The 13,711-nt window shown below is 44.4% G+C and carries 14 protein-coding genes, 1 tRNA gene and 1 other RNA gene; 13 read left to right on the top strand and 3 right to left on the bottom strand.

Annotation, left to right across the window (positions count from 1 at the left end):
• Positions 1-30: 30 nt before the first annotated feature.
• Entirely contained in the window at positions 31-726 is a 696-nt protein-coding gene (locus B5F53_RS14865; RefSeq protein ID WP_087224926.1) for an anaerobic ribonucleoside-triphosphate reductase activating protein, read from the top strand.
• On the opposite strand, the gene B5F53_RS14860 is transcribed toward B5F53_RS14865, so the two are convergent.
• Positions 723-1,724: a DUF6128 domain-containing protein gene (locus B5F53_RS14860; protein ID WP_087224782.1), complete on the bottom strand. Its 1,002-nt coding sequence runs from the start codon at positions 1,722-1,724 to the stop codon at positions 723-725. The two genes, B5F53_RS14865 and B5F53_RS14860, sit on opposite strands and share 4 nt — an antisense overlap.
• Before the next feature lie 141 nt (positions 1,725-1,865).
• Here B5F53_RS14860 and B5F53_RS14855 point away from each other — a divergent pair.
• Together B5F53_RS14855 and tadA are read left to right on the top strand one after the other, a co-directional pair.
• Positions 1,866-1,939 (top strand) — tRNA-Pro (locus B5F53_RS14855).
• 127 nt (positions 1,940-2,066) lie between these two features.
• A complete protein-coding gene (gene tadA, locus B5F53_RS14850) occupies positions 2,067-2,549 on the top strand; it encodes a tRNA adenosine(34) deaminase TadA (RefSeq protein ID WP_087224778.1) in 483 nt (160 codons plus the stop codon).
• A gap of 26 nt (positions 2,550-2,575) precedes the next feature.
• Here the strand turns inward: tadA and ffs are convergent.
• Positions 2,576-2,837, bottom strand: an RNA gene (gene ffs / locus B5F53_RS14845) — signal recognition particle sRNA large type.
• Positions 2,838-3,019: 182 nt separating this feature from the next.
• Between ffs and B5F53_RS14840 the strand changes: the two genes are divergently transcribed.
• The 7 genes from B5F53_RS14840 to B5F53_RS14810 all read left to right on the top strand — a co-directional run bounded on the left by B5F53_RS14840 (position 3,020) and on the right by B5F53_RS14810 (position 9,393).
• Positions 3,020-4,102 carry a 6-phosphofructokinase gene (locus tag B5F53_RS14840; protein ID WP_087224775.1) on the top strand — a complete coding sequence of 361 codons (1,083 nt, stop codon included), beginning with the start codon at positions 3,020-3,022 and terminating at the stop codon, positions 4,100-4,102.
• 27 nt (positions 4,103-4,129) lie between these two features.
• Positions 4,130-5,731, top strand: a complete 1,602-nt coding sequence (gene dnaX / locus B5F53_RS14835; protein ID WP_087224772.1) for a DNA polymerase III subunit gamma/tau — start codon at positions 4,130-4,132, stop codon at positions 5,729-5,731.
• Between the two features lie 53 nt (positions 5,732-5,784).
• The gene (locus tag B5F53_RS14830; protein WP_087224769.1) at positions 5,785-6,126 is read left to right on the top strand and encodes a YbaB/EbfC family nucleoid-associated protein; all 342 of its coding nucleotides are present in this window, start codon (positions 5,785-5,787) and stop codon (positions 6,124-6,126) included.
• A 21-nt stretch (positions 6,127-6,147) separates the two neighbouring features.
• Positions 6,148-6,744: a recombination mediator RecR gene (recR, locus tag B5F53_RS14825; protein ID WP_087224766.1), complete on the top strand. Its 597-nt coding sequence runs from the start codon at positions 6,148-6,150 to the stop codon at positions 6,742-6,744.
• Between the two features lie 150 nt (positions 6,745-6,894).
• Positions 6,895-7,548 carry a fructose-6-phosphate aldolase gene (gene fsa / locus B5F53_RS14820; protein WP_087224763.1) on the top strand — a complete coding sequence of 218 codons (654 nt, stop codon included), beginning with the start codon at positions 6,895-6,897 and terminating at the stop codon, positions 7,546-7,548.
• Positions 7,549-7,624: 76 nt separating this feature from the next.
• A complete protein-coding gene (locus B5F53_RS14815) occupies positions 7,625-8,464 on the top strand; it encodes a transketolase (protein ID WP_087224760.1) in 840 nt (279 codons plus the stop codon).
• Entirely contained in the window at positions 8,452-9,393 is a 942-nt protein-coding gene (locus B5F53_RS14810) for a transketolase family protein (RefSeq protein WP_087224757.1), read from the top strand. The genes B5F53_RS14815 and B5F53_RS14810 overlap by 13 nt, the downstream gene beginning before the upstream one ends.
• Here B5F53_RS14810 and yyaC read toward each other — a convergent pair whose 3' ends face one another.
• Positions 9,394-9,966, bottom strand: a complete 573-nt coding sequence (gene yyaC / locus B5F53_RS14805; RefSeq protein WP_087224754.1) for a spore protease YyaC — start codon at positions 9,964-9,966, stop codon at positions 9,394-9,396. It abuts the gene before it with no gap.
• Between the two features lie 157 nt (positions 9,967-10,123).
• On the opposite strand from yyaC, the gene B5F53_RS14800 reads away from it, so the two are divergent.
• From B5F53_RS14800 to B5F53_RS14790, 3 genes are all read left to right on the top strand, one after another.
• On the top strand, positions 10,124-11,359 hold the full coding sequence (locus B5F53_RS14800) for a LysM peptidoglycan-binding domain-containing protein (RefSeq protein WP_087224751.1): 1,236 nt from the start codon (positions 10,124-10,126) through the stop codon (positions 11,357-11,359).
• Positions 11,360-11,425: 66 nt separating this feature from the next.
• The gene (locus B5F53_RS14795) at positions 11,426-12,667 is read left to right on the top strand and encodes a DUF5711 family protein (RefSeq protein ID WP_087224923.1); all 1,242 of its coding nucleotides are present in this window, start codon (positions 11,426-11,428) and stop codon (positions 12,665-12,667) included.
• 24 nt (positions 12,668-12,691) lie between these two features.
• On the top strand, positions 12,692-13,387 hold the full coding sequence (locus tag B5F53_RS14790) for a CvpA family protein (RefSeq protein ID WP_087224748.1): 696 nt from the start codon (positions 12,692-12,694) through the stop codon (positions 13,385-13,387).
• Positions 13,388-13,711 lie beyond the last annotated feature (324 nt).

The raw sequence follows: 13,711 nt of genomic DNA, 5'->3' as shown, positions 1-13,711 counted from the left end.
ATAAAAAGAATGAGAGGTCAGGTGAAGAAAATGAAAATCTGCGGATTAAATAAAACGACGATGCTGGATTATCCAGGCAGGCTGGCGGCAACGGTTTTTCTTGGAGGATGCAATTTCTGCTGTCCCTTTTGCCATAACGGTCCGTTGGTGATCGCTCCTGAAAAAGCGGGAAATATTTCCGAACAGGAGATCCTGAAATTTTTGGAGAAGAGAAGAGGCATTTTAGAAGGGGTCTGCATTACAGGCGGAGAACCTACTATATATAAGGAGCTGCCCCGATTTCTGCTTTCTGTCAGAAAGCTGGGGTATCAGATTAAACTGGACACCAATGGGACCAATCCAGGCATGGTAAAAGAACTGGAAAGAGAAGGGCTGATTGATATGGTTGCCATGGATATTAAAGCGGCGCCTGATAATTATATCCGGGCCGCAGGGGTACAGAATCCTTCGATGGAGGCTGTTTTTGAAACTGCAGACTACCTGCTTCATGGACAACTGGACTATGAATTTCGTACCACGGCTGTGAAAGGAATCCATACCCGGGAAGATTTTATGCAGATTGGAAAGTGGATTAAAGGGGCGAAGGCATATTTTCTTCAGTCTTACAGAGAATCCCAGGAAGTCCTTTGTCCTGGATTTGAAAGCTTTACCAGGGAAGAACTTCTGGGATTTTTAAGAATTCTGCAGGCAGAAATACCCAATGCAGCCATAAGAGGTGTGGATTAGTGAAAGGACGGAGGATAAATACAGCGATACCAGTATCCGCCTCTTCCCTGGGGGATTTCCAGAGAGCGGCTGGCTTTAAAATGGGGGAAACCAAACATATTTGCCATAAACCGTTCCTGCTGATCACAGATTCCCGGAACACCCAGAATATACTGTCCGTCTGAAGAACGTCTGCCAATGATTAAATGGCCGAAGTTATAATAACCATATAACAGGAACCGGTTGTTTTTTAATGCCCAGTCTCTGCGGTGCAGACAGGGAAAGTCCTGATGGGTGATTTTCCGGCATTCCACAATCTCATCGTCATCAAAAAGCCGGAGAAGGGGAAGGTTGCAGGAGGAAGCTTCTTTGACTTCTTCTGTTTCCATCTGCATTGGTTCCTGTACGGGCGCCTCCGGCGGTGAATCAGGCCCGGAGTCGGCGGAAGATTCAGACCCGGCGGCAGATTCAGGCTCAGAGTCAGAAGGAGAGATCGTCTGAGGAGAAGGAATGCGCTCTTGAGGAGGGTTCTCCTTTGGAGGGGCGGGAGTTTCCGGGAGGGAAGGCTCGGGATTTCCCTGAGGTACCGTATCTTCCTGAACGGGTAAAGCAGCGGAAACTTCGGGTTCCTGTTCCAGGAACTGTCCGGGAAGAATGGGTTGATCGTCCCACTCGGTGCCATAGAAACCATTGCTTTCTGTCAGAAGGATCATGCCGTTTAAATCAGATAGAGAGAAACCGCCTTTTCCCATTTTTCCTTCCTGCAGTTCCAGGGTTCCCTGAATGCTGTCTTTTTGTGTGGAACACTGCCCCAGCAAAACACCGTTTAGTTTTCCGGAGGTTCGGATGAAGCCGTAAACTTTACAGCTGAGGCCGGAGGCCAGAGCCGGGATTTTCAGATGAATCTCAATAGAACAGCGGCTGTTTCTGAGCTCCACTTTCAGAAAACCCCGGTTGGGGCCTTTTTTTTCCTGTTGATATTCATAAACATATGCTACAAAGCGGTTATAGCCAGACAAAAAAATGCCTCCTTAACAGGTTGAATTAATAATATATATGAAAAAATATCCATTTCATTCAAAAAAGAAAAAAATATCATTGACAAATGCACCTAAAATGAATATAATATTTCTTGCACATGGCAAAAAGCACAAATCTGTCGAAGCGTGGCTCAGTTTGGTAGAGCGCTGCGTTCGGGACGCAGAGGCCGCAGGTTCGAATCCTGTCGCTTCGATTCAGGATTGCGAGGGGAAGCAGTTTCCGAAAGGAAACTGCTTTCTTTCATGTAACAGGAAATTCCATGGGGTTTCCTGTTATATAAAAAGGTTCTTTTTTATGGTGAGAAATCAGAGAGGGGAAAGATGAACGAAGCAGAAAAATATATGAAGGAAGCCATTCGGCAGGCAAAAAAAGCATATGCATTAAAAGAAGTTCCCATAGGCTGTGTGATTGTCCAGGGAGAGAAAATCATTGCCAGGGGATACAATCGGAGAAATACGGATAAAAATACCCTTTCTCATGCGGAGCTGAACGCAATTCGCAAAGCCAGCAGAAAACTGGGGGACTGGAGGCTGGAAGGCTGTACCATGTATGTAACTCTGGAACCCTGCCAGATGTGCGCGGGAGCGTTGGTGCAGTCCAGAATCGACCGGGTGGTGATTGGCTGTATGAACAAAAAAGCAGGCTGTGCAGGTTCTGTTTTGAATTTGCTGGAAATGGACGGTTTCAACCATAAAGTGGAAGTGGTAAGAGGGGTTCTGGAGGAAGAATGCTCTTCAATGCTTTCGGCGTTTTTTAAAGAACTGAGAAAAGAGAAGAAGGAAAATAAAAAAATAAGGGGCTGAAAAATCAGTCCCTTTTTTGCTCTTTTACGCGCGCCGCACCTCGAAATATTTCCACGGACGGTACCTTTACAGTTAACTCGATCCAGGCGCCCTTACGGCACACAGAATGGTCTGCTTAGTGCTGCTTCATTCCTGACCTGACACGGTTCACAGAGTTCTGTTGCGTAAGACCCAGACGTCAGCGCCACTTATAAAGGGCAGCTCCGCAGAGAATAAGCCTCAGATTGGCATCACCCCTGCTATAGCGGATTGCAGGTACAGGGCACCGCTATCTCCCCGGCTGCGCGGTAATTAATTATAGCCTATCTTAGGAGAGATTGTCAAGCCTGGAATATAAAGGGCGGAAGACAGGCCGGGATTGAAATAATAATTGAGATAAATGGAAAAATAAGATATAATAAATCATACGATAAAAAACGCAAAATTAGTGGGGCGTTGAAAAGATTTAAAAGGAAAGGGTGGGTAACAAGATGAAAAAGAGAATTGGACTATTAACAAGCGGCGGCGACTGTCAGGCGCTGAATGCAACCATGCGGGGCGTGGTGAAAGGACTGTCAAATTCTTTAGACGATTTGGAAGTATATGGTTTTGACGATGGATATAAGGGATTAATCTACGGAAAATACCGGATGCTGACTTCCAAAGATTTTTCCGGTATTCTTACACAGGGCGGAACCATTCTGGGAACTTCCAGACAGCCGTTTAAACTGATGCGTGTACCGGATGAGAAGGGTCTGGATAAGGTAGAAGCAATGAAGCAGACCTACTATAAACTGTGCCTGGACTGCCTGGTTATCCTGGGCGGAAACGGAACACAGAAGACAGCCAACCTTTTAAGAGAAGAAGGCTTAAATATTATTCATCTGCCAAAAACTATTGACAACGACATTTGGGGAACCGATATGACTTTCGGCTTCCAGAGCGCAGTAAATATCGCAACCAATGCAATCGACTGTATCCATACCACAGCAGCATCTCATGGCCGTGTATTTATTGTGGAAGTTATGGGACATAAAGTAGGTTCCCTGACCCTTCATGCAGGACTGGCAGGCGGAGCAGATATTATCCTGATTCCGGAAATTCCTTATGATATTAAGAAAGTGGTGGACGCCATTAAGCGTCGTGCAAAAGCCGGAAAACGCTTCACAATTCTGGCAGTTGCAGAGGGAGCTATTTCTAAAGAAGAGGCACAGCTTTCGAAAAAGAAATACAAAGAGAAACTGGCAGAGCGTGCCAAGAAATATCCGTCTGTATCCTATGAAATCGCAGACAAGATTCAGAAAGAAACCGGAAATGAAGTTCGTATTACAGTACCCGGACATACGCAGAGAGGCGGAGAGCCCTGTCCTTACGATCGCGTACTTTCCACAAGAATCGGTGCAGGGGCAGCCGAAGCAATTCTGGATGAAGAATACGGAATTATGGTGGGAATTGTAAACGGAAAAATTAAGAGAGTACCTCTGGCAGAATGCGCAGGCAAGCTGAAGATGGTATCTCCGAAAGATCAGACAGTAAAAGCAGCAAAACGGATTGGAATCAGTTTTGGCGACTAAACAGAGAATTAGAACAGGAGTAATAGTATGAGCTACACTGCTCTTTACAGAAAGTTCCGGCCCGACAACTTTCAGGATGTCAAAGGCCAGGAGCACATAGTGACCACATTGACGAACCAGATAAAGGCAGACAGGATCGGCCATGCCTATTTGTTCTGCGGAACCAGGGGCACCGGAAAGACCACAGTGGCAAAAATACTGGCTAAAGCAGTAAACTGCCAGAATCCTGTGAATGGAAGCCCCTGTAATGAATGTCCTTCATGCAGAGCAATTCAGGCAGGAACCGCAATGAATGTAATAGAAATTGATGCAGCATCCAATAACGGCGTGGACAACATCCGGGAAATCCGGGAAGAAGTGGCTTACCGCCCCACAGAAGGAAAGTATAAAGTCTACATTATCGACGAGGTTCACATGCTTTCTTCCGGAGCTTTTAACGCATTGCTGAAAACTCTGGAAGAGCCTCCCTCTTATGTGATTTTTATTCTGGCAACCACCGAGGCCCATAAAATACCGGTGACCATTTTATCCAGATGCCAGCGGTATGATTTCCACAGGATTACCATAGACACGATAGCAGACAGACTGAGCCAGCTTCTGAAGGCAGAACAGGTGGAAGCAGAGGAAAAGGCGGTCCGCTACGTGGCCAAGGCTGCAGACGGTTCCATGAGAGATGCTTTAAGTCTGCTGGATCAGTGCATCGCCTTTTATCTGGGACAGACATTAACGTATGACAGAGTTTTGGAAGTGCTGGGCGCAGTGGACGTGGAAGTATTCAGCCGTCTGCTGAGGAGAATTCTGGAAGGAGACGTGACGGGCTCGATCCGCATTCTTGAAGAGCTAATCACAGGAGGAAAAGAGTTAAGCCAATTTGTAGGGGATTTTACCTGGTATATGAGGAATCTGCTTCTGGTTAAGACGTCGGAAGATGCGTATGATGCCATTGATGTTTCCAGAGAAAATCAGAAGCTTCTGGAAGAAGAAAGCCAGATGGTAGAAGTAGAAACTCTGATGAGGTATATCCGTGTATTTTCAGAACTTGCAGGACAGATTCGATACTCCACCCAGAAACGGATTTTAATTGAGATGGCTTTGATTAAGCTGTGCCGTCCGGCAATGGAAACGAATCTGGATTCTCTTTTTGACAGAATTCGTGTTTTGGAGAAGAAAATAGAAGAACGGCCTGTGGTGTTTTCCCCTTCCGCAAGTTTGCAGACGGCACAGAACCCGAATCTGCGGATGGACGAAAAACCGGCTGAAGAAGCCAGAGAACCGGCAAAAGCAGCGCCGGAAGATCTGAAGAAAATTGTGGCCGGGTGGCGAAGCATTGTGGGAGAGACCGGCGGAATGCTGAAGCAGATGCTTAAAAAAGCCATTCCCAAATACAATGCAGATACAGGAGAACCGGTACTTTTCATTGAGTTCCAGGATTTCCTGGCAGAGCCTTATGTGGAAAATGAAGAGGTGAAAGCACAGCTAACAGAGATTATTGCCAGACAGACAGGAAAAAAGGTTAAGATACAGATGCTGATGTCCAGTCAGAAGAAACCTCAGGGGCTGGCTGAAATTTCCATAGAGCAGGCAATGAAAGAAAATATCCGGATGGATGTGATTGTAGAAGAATCTTAATTCCGTCTTCAGGATAGATTTTAACAAAATGATCGAAGAAAGGTAGAGAAGAAATGGCAAAACGCGGTGGATTTCCAGGAATGCCTGGAAACATGAACAATTTAATGAAGCAGGCGCAGAAAATGCAAAAGCAGATGGAGGAGAACCAGAAAGCCCTGGAAGAGAAAGAGTTTACAGCAACTGCAGGGGGATCTGCAGTAGAGGTAACCGTCAGCGGAAAGCGGGAAGTTCTGAAAGTGAAACTGGCAGAAGAAGTGGTGGACCCGGAGGATGTGGAAATGCTGGAAGATTTGATTGTAGCGGCCACCAACGAGGCGCTCAGAAAAGTAGAGGAAGAAACCAGCGCTGTAATGTCCAAATTGACCGGCGGTCTTGGCGGAGGTTTCCCATTCTAAAGCGGAAGGGGAGAGTTGAAGTTGGATTATTACAGTAAACATATCAGCAAACTAATTGAACAGCTTTCCTATTTGCCCGGAATCGGCGCCAAATCCGCCCAGAGACTGGCGTTTCATATTATGAATATGCCCAGAGAACAGGTGGAACAGCTTACTCAGGCGATTCAGGGAGCCAGAGAAAACGTAAGGTACTGCAAAAACTGCTATACATTAACCGATCAGGAACTGTGTCCTATCTGCAGCAACCCGAAACGGGATCACAGTACGATTATGGTGGTGGAAAATACCAGAGATTTGGCAGCGTACGAGAAAACAGGCAAGTTTGAAGGCGTTTATCACGTTCTCCATGGAGCCATTTCCCCGATTCTGGGAATCGGGCCGGATGACATTAAACTGAAAGAATTGATGCAGAGGCTGCAGGGAGAGATAAAAGAAGTTATCATTGCCACCAACTCCAGTCTGGAGGGAGAAACAACGGCAATGTATATCAGCAAACTGATTAAGCCGACAGGAATCTGCGTCAGCAGAATTGCCAGCGGAGTTCCTGTGGGAGGCGATTTGGAGTATATTGATGAAGTGACGCTTCTGAGAGCCCTGGAAGGAAGAGTGGAGCTGTAGAAAATCCACTTATTATTTCCGGTTATCCCTGGAATTTTGTGGCTTTTTCAGTGGATTTTTATGGGAAAACATCTTGACCATACATGTGCACAAGTACTAGGATAAAGATGTAAAGAAAAACAATAAAAAATAAGTATTGGAGGGTGTTTTATGAGATTTTTTATTGATACTGCAAAGGTCGAAGATATTCGCAAAGCAAATGATATGGGAATTATCTGCGGAGTAACTACAAATCCTTCTCTGATTGCAAAGGAAGGCCGTGTATTTGAAGAAGTAATCAAAGAAATTACTTCCATTGTTGACGGCCCCATCAGCGGTGAAGTAAAAGCTACCACTGTCGATGCAGAAGGCATGATTGCAGAAGGAAGAGAAATTGCTAAAATTCATCCCAACATGGTAGTTAAAATCCCTATGACTGCAGAGGGACTCAAAGCTGTAAAAGTGCTGAACAAAGAAGGTATCCATACCAATGTGACGCTGATTTTTACAGCAAACCAGGCGCTTCTGGCAGCCAGAGCAGGCGCTACTTATGTATCTCCGTTCCTGGGCAGACTGGATGATATTTCTGTAGACGGAGTGGAATTAATCCGTGAAATTGTGGAAATTTTCTCAGTAGCCAATATTCAGACGCAGATTATTGCAGCAAGCGTAAGACATCCGATGCATGTAACTCAGTGTGCGGAAGCAGGCGCAGATATTGCTACAGTTCCGTATAAGGTTTTAGAGCAGATGATCAACCATCCTCTTACCACCACAGGAATTGAAAAATTTCAGAAAGATTATATTGCCGTATTCGGAGAATAGAGGTAATATAAGAAAGAAGATTGACGAGCATCACGAGTTGGGGGTTGCTTGAACAAAATAAAAAGGAGTAAATAGTATGAACAAGTTAGAGCTTCAGAAAACTGCAAATGAAGTCCGCAAAAGTATTGTGACTTCTGTACATGCAGCAAAGGCCGGCCATCCGGGCGGATCTTTATCAGCAGCAGATGTTTTTACATATCTGTATTTTGAAGAAATGAATATCGATCCCAAAGATCCGAAAAAGGAAGACAGAGATCGTTTCGTATTATCCAAAGGCCATACGGCGCCGGGACTGTATTCCGTACTGGCAGAGAGAGGATATTTCCCGAAAGAAGACTTAATGGGACTTCGTAAATTAGGCTGCTATCTGCAGGGTCATCCGGATATGAAACATATTCCGGGCGTGGATATGTCCAGCGGTTCTCTGGGCCAGGGAATCTCTGCCGCAGTGGGAATGGCAATTTCAGCAAAATTAAGCAACAAAGATTATCGTGTCTATACCCTTCTGGGAGACGGTGAAATTCAGGAAGGCCAGGTATGGGAAGCATCTATGCTGGCAGGCCACAGAAATCTGGATAATCTGGTAGTTATCGTGGATAATAACGGACTGCAGATCGATGGTAAAATCGAAGATGTCTGCTCTCCATATCCCATTGACAAAAAATTTGAAGCATTTAATTTCCATGTAATTAATGTTGCAGACGGAAACGACATGGATCAGTTAAAGGCTGCTTTCGACGAGGCAAAAGCAACCAAAGGTATGCCAACAGCGATTATTATGAAAACTGTAAAAGGAAAAGGCGTTTCCTTTATGGAAAACCAGGCCGGATGGCATGGAAAAGCTCCAAACGATGAGGAATATGCAATTGCAATGGCAGATTTAGAAAAGGTAGGTGAAGCATTATGTCAGAAGTAAAGAAAATTGCCACAAGAGACAGCTACGGCAACGCATTAGTAGAACTTGGAAAGAAACATGAAGATTTAATCGTACTGGATGCGGATCTGGCTGGTGCTACAAAAACCGGCGTATTCAAAAAAGCATTTCCGGAACGTCACATTGACTGCGGAATCGCAGAGTGCAACATGACAGGAGTAGGCGCAGGTTTATCCACAACAGGAAAAGTTCCCTTTGTCAGCACATTTGCTATGTTTGCTGCAGGACGTGCTTATGAGCAGGTTCGCAACTCCATTGGTTATCCTCACTTAAATGTGAAAATCGGCGCTACACACGGCGGCATCTCCGTAGGAGAAGACGGTGCAAGCCATCAGTGCAACGAAGACTTCGCTCTTATGAGAACCATTCCGGGTATGGTTGTAGCCTGCCCGTCTGATGATGTGGAAGCGAAAGCTCTGGTTGAAGCTGCTTATGAACATGAAGGTCCTGTCTACATGAGATTCGGAAGAATGGCTGTTCCGGTTATCAATGACAGACCAGACTATAAATTTGAATTGGGAAAAGGTATCGTTCTGCGTGAAGGCAAAGACGTTACCATTATTGCCAACGGACTTTGTGTAGCCGCTTCTCTGGAAGCTGCTGAAAAACTGGCTGCAGAGGGAATTGATGCAAAAGTAATCAATATGCATACCATTAAACCTCTGGATGAAGAATTAGTACTGGCAAGCGCAAAAGAAACAGGCAAGATCGTAACTGTGGAAGAGCATTCTGTAATCGGCGGTCTCGGCGGAGCTGTCTGCGAATGTCTCAGCGAAAATATGCCTGTTCCTGTAAAGAGAATCGGTATTAAAGATGTATTCGGCGAATCCGGAGCAGCAGCCGCACTTCTGGAAAAATACGGACTGGATGCAGAAGGTATCTATAAAGAAGTAAAAGATTTTGTAAAATAATTATCTGGTTTTTTCCAAAGCAGCCGCGCTGAGGAAGTGGCGGGGACGCAGAGAGCAGAGGATACCCTGAAGGATGGTGTCGGCCAGTGAAAGAACGGTTGACAACCGGGTAGTCTGCAGGGTCAGATGCTCCAGAAAACCAGCAGTATTTACAATACCTGTAATATAAATATCTCCTACGGGAGAAAGAGTTTTAGAAACACCGGCACCTGGGCTGAGAGAACCATTACCAATGGTTACATAGCCCAGGTGCTTTTTTGTTCCCAGAGAGGCGTCGATGGCAATCACAAGGGCATGAGGATGTTTCCTTTGAATATACTGTATGGATTTGTCCAGATTCAGAGCATGGATGGGTTGTTCCAGGGTTCCGTAAACGGTAATGCCCCGCAGAGGATACCGTAAAAGCTGCTGACCGATGTAAGGCCCCAGACAGTCTCCGGTAATCCGGTCGCTGCCGATACACAGAAAAACAATTTCCTTCCACTCGCCGCAGTGCCGCTGAATGCATTTTGTAAGAAAGTAAGAGATTCTCTCCGGTGAAGCTTCTTTTTTTGAATTAATATAAAAAGCCATGGGCATTCCTCACATAATAAGATCTTTATGTTTCATCTTATCCAGTATTTTCGGAAATATGCAAAAAACTGTCGTCAAAAAATTTTTTTCACCTCTTAGATTCTGATAAAATCTGCAAATAGACTGTGCTATCTTAATGCAAAAGGGGTGATAAAACATGATAGAGGTTATTTATAAGGAGGAAAAAAAGACAGCACAGGGAAACGATGAGTTTTTCCATATTCCGAAAAACATCAGGCAGATAGGACTAATCAGCGATGCCTGTAAGATATACGTGGAAGATTATGTATATACATTTCTTGGAAAAATTGCAGCAGAAGGAAAAGAAAAAGGGAAACTGGCTCTTTTGTTGGGACAGACCAACTGGAAGGAAGGGGTTTCCTATCTTTTTGTAAGATGTGCGCTGGAAATTTCTGATACAGATGCAACCCCGGAACATATTGGATTTACGGAAGAAGTCTGGAAAAAAATCCAGGAAGAAATCGGCGTTCATTTCCAGGGGCAGCAAATCATAGGATGGTTTTTCTCTTATCCGGGAATCCCCATGGAAATCACCCAGGTACTGCAGAAGGTCCATCAGAATCATTTTGGCGGCAGTGATAAAATATTGTTTCTGATGGAACCTGCGGAAAAGGAAGACGCTATCTTCCGCTATGAAAACGGATATTTAAACCGTCAGCCCGGATATTATATATATTATGAAAAAAATCCACTGATGCAGGCGTACATGATCGAAAAATCGAAAAATGTGCCTATGGAGCCGGAAGAACAGGTGGCGGATACAGCAATACGGAATGTGAGAAAAATCATTCAGCAGAAAAAAGAGAAAAAGGAAGAAGAAAGCCAGAGGAAATCATCCATGGTTACCTATGCGGCAACTGCCTGTGTGGCAATTGCGGCTCTAACCGTGGGGATAAACTTTGTCAATAATTATCAGAAAATGGAAGAAGTCACGGAGAAAGTAGAGGAGGCTTCTGTGCAGTCAAAAGAGGTGAAAAAGGAAGTGGAACCTCTGCCGACGGCTTCACCGGCACAAAAAGATCCTACGCCTACGCCCAAACCGGAAATTTCCACTACGGAAAAGGAGGCTTCGGATAAAAATCAGCTAAAAGGCGCAGGGAAAGAAACGATGGGAAAGGTTGCCTCCCGGGAAGAATCAGATGAAGCCCAGGAGAAAACAGAAAAAAACAGCGCAGATGATGCGAAAGAAGAATCCGAAGAAAGCAGCTCTGCATCTGTGCATGAGTCATATGTAATACAGCCGGGAGATACTCTGTTTAAAATCAGCATGGAAAGATACCATTCCATGGATGCTATGAAAGAAATCTGTGAATTGAATGACTTATCTTTAGAAGAAATTATTTATCCGGGACAAATAATTGTATTACCGTGAAGAGATGTGCTATAATGGCCAATGAAAGCGAAACAGGGAAGATACAAAGGAATAAGGGAGTGTTTTATGAGCAGCCTATTTAAGAAATTAAGAAGAAGAAAGAAACGGAAACAGAGCCACGAGGCAGCAAGGGGAAGTTCTCAGTATAACGAGATTGAAGTAGAGGATGTATATTCCCACCGGGGTCTGAGCCAGAAAAAGAAGGCGCTGATTCGGAGCGGAGTGACCATTGCGGCAGTTGTGGCAATTGTTGCAGGAGTTTTTTTGTTTATTCAGAGAAGAAGTTACGGAGATTATAAAGTAGTAACCAGGAGTGAACAGGAAGACACCGTTTCTACAAAGTACATGGATATGAATGGGAAGGTGTTCCGCTATAGCACTACGGGAGCCTCTCTGGTAGATACCAGTCAGGACACCCTCTGGAGTTCTACGTATGAAATGGAAACACCGGTGGCAGACATCTGTAATGATACAGCCGTTGTCTACGATCAGGGCGGAACTTCCATGGTAGTTTTTGATAAAGACGGAGAGAGCGGAACAATTTCGGCTTCTTATAATATTGTGAAAGCGCGGGTGGCAGGCCAGGGAGTTGTGGCGGCTATTTTAGACGGAGGAGAAGATACCTGGGTCAATTTCTATGCCAAGGACGGCAGTTTGATTGCTGAGAACCAGACCAGAGTGGACGATCCCGGCTATCCCCTGGACATCGCTGTATCAGAAGACGGTCTGATTATTATGGTGGCCTATCAGTTTGTGGACGGAGGTACTACCACCAGCTATGTGGCGTTTTATAATTTTGGCACTGCAGGACAGAACCAGATTGACAATATAGTCAGCGGATACGAGTATGAGGGAGTAGTAGTTCCCCAGACTGCCTATCTGAAGGACGATGTTTCCGTAGCTTTTAAAGATAATGGATTTGTAATATATGAAGGCAGACAGATTCCAAAGGAAAGCGCCAATGTGGAGGTGGAAGAGGAGATTGTCAGCACATTTTACGACGAAAGCCATATAGGACTGGTATTTCGGGATGACGGGAAAGATAAAATGTATACAATGAAAGTATATAATACCAGCGGAAAAGAGCTGTTTCAAAAATCTTTCAATATTCCATATACAGAAATTAAGATGTCCGGCGGCCAGGTGGTAATGTACAATGCTTCTCAGATTTGTGTAATTAGTATGCAGGGAGTGGAAAAGTTCAATGGCACAGTAGATGAGGGAAGTATTAACGACTTCTTTAAAATCGGATGGAACAAGTATGTGCTGGTATTGGACAATGGCGTAGACGTTATTAAGTTTAAGTGATAAAGTACAAAAGGAGCGCTACGAATGGAATTTGACAGTACATGGCTGGGCATAGGAACGGCAGCGCTTTTGCTGTTATTTGCATTTATGGGCTATCGCAGAGGATTCGTAAAAGAGGTGGTAAGCACCTTCCTTGTTATACTAACTTTAGTAGTGGTATGGGGGATCAATCCTTATGTGAAGATAGCTCTGGAAAATACTCCGGTATATTCCCGGGTGGAAAAGGAATGCGAGACATTCATCCAGGATAAAATGGAAGAGGAGGCACAGGAGAAGGAGGATTCTCTGATAGAAAGTCTGCCTCTTCCCCAATCTATGAAAAGTGAAATTGCACAGAACAATACAGGAGAAGTATATCAGTATCTTCAGGTAGATACCTTTGCTGAATACATTGCCCGTTATCTGGCGTCTGTTTTATTAAACGGCATCAGTTTCATTCTGTCTTTTATTCTGGCATCGATTCTTATAGGGCTTGCAGTCCATGCGCTGGATCTGATTACGAAACTGCCGATTCTTCATGGCATTAATAAAGTTGCCGGGATTGCGGTGGGAGGAATGAAGGGGATTCTGTTTGTCTGGATCCTCCTTCTGATTCTTACGATTTTCTGTAAAACACCTGTTGGAAAAGTATGTATGGAGATGGTAAGCCAGGATCCTTTTTTGAGTTTTTTATATGAGAAAAATATTTTGGTAGATATATTTCTGAGTATTTTCTACTAGAAGAAAGCCGGTATTTTCCAAAGAACTGCCTGAGAGACTGACAGGAGTTCTGGAAGAAAAATACCGGCTTTTCTGGCTGAATAAGGGATGAAAAATAAAAATAAAAAAATATTAAAAAAAGTGTTGACACCTTTTGACAAGTATGGTATATTAATCAAGCTGACGCGAGAGAGAACAGAAAAACACAGCGGACAGCGAAGAACCATGATAACTGAACAGTAAAACACAGACCCGAAAATTCTTTACAAAAACGAACGGTTCACGAACCGAAACAGTAAAAAAGGAACAAGGATAGCCAAAGGTTATCCTGGGACAAGAAACTAA

The organism is Blautia sp. An249, assembly GCF_002159835.1.
GTDB classification, from domain to species: Bacteria; Bacillota; Clostridia; order Lachnospirales; family Lachnospiraceae; genus Blautia_A; species Blautia_A avistercoris.
This window is presented reverse-complemented; position numbering and strand designations above follow the sequence as displayed.

Coding starts and splice junctions, on each gene's coding strand:
- B5F53_RS14865 (WP_087224926.1), top strand. CDS start 31: ATGAAAATCTGCGGATTAAATAAAACGACGATGCTGGATTATCCAGGC.
- fsa (WP_087224763.1), top strand. CDS start 6,895: ATGAGATTTTTTATTGATACTGCAAAGGTCGAAGATATTCGCAAAGCA.
- tadA (WP_087224778.1), top strand. CDS start 2,067: ATGAACGAAGCAGAAAAATATATGAAGGAAGCCATTCGGCAGGCAAAA.
- B5F53_RS14830 (WP_087224769.1), top strand. CDS start 5,785: ATGGCAAAACGCGGTGGATTTCCAGGAATGCCTGGAAACATGAACAAT.
- B5F53_RS14810 (WP_087224757.1), top strand. CDS start 8,452: ATGTCAGAAGTAAAGAAAATTGCCACAAGAGACAGCTACGGCAACGCA.
- B5F53_RS14840 (WP_087224775.1), top strand. CDS start 3,020: ATGAAAAAGAGAATTGGACTATTAACAAGCGGCGGCGACTGTCAGGCG.
- B5F53_RS14790 (WP_087224748.1), top strand. CDS start 12,692: ATGGAATTTGACAGTACATGGCTGGGCATAGGAACGGCAGCGCTTTTG.
- B5F53_RS14795 (WP_087224923.1), top strand. CDS start 11,426: ATGAGCAGCCTATTTAAGAAATTAAGAAGAAGAAAGAAACGGAAACAG.
- dnaX (WP_087224772.1), top strand. CDS start 4,130: ATGAGCTACACTGCTCTTTACAGAAAGTTCCGGCCCGACAACTTTCAG.
- B5F53_RS14815 (WP_087224760.1), top strand. CDS start 7,625: ATGAACAAGTTAGAGCTTCAGAAAACTGCAAATGAAGTCCGCAAAAGT.
- B5F53_RS14800 (WP_087224751.1), top strand. CDS start 10,124: ATGATAGAGGTTATTTATAAGGAGGAAAAAAAGACAGCACAGGGAAAC.
- yyaC (WP_087224754.1), bottom strand. CDS start 9,966: ATGGCTTTTTATATTAATTCAAAAAAAGAAGCTTCACCGGAGAGAATC.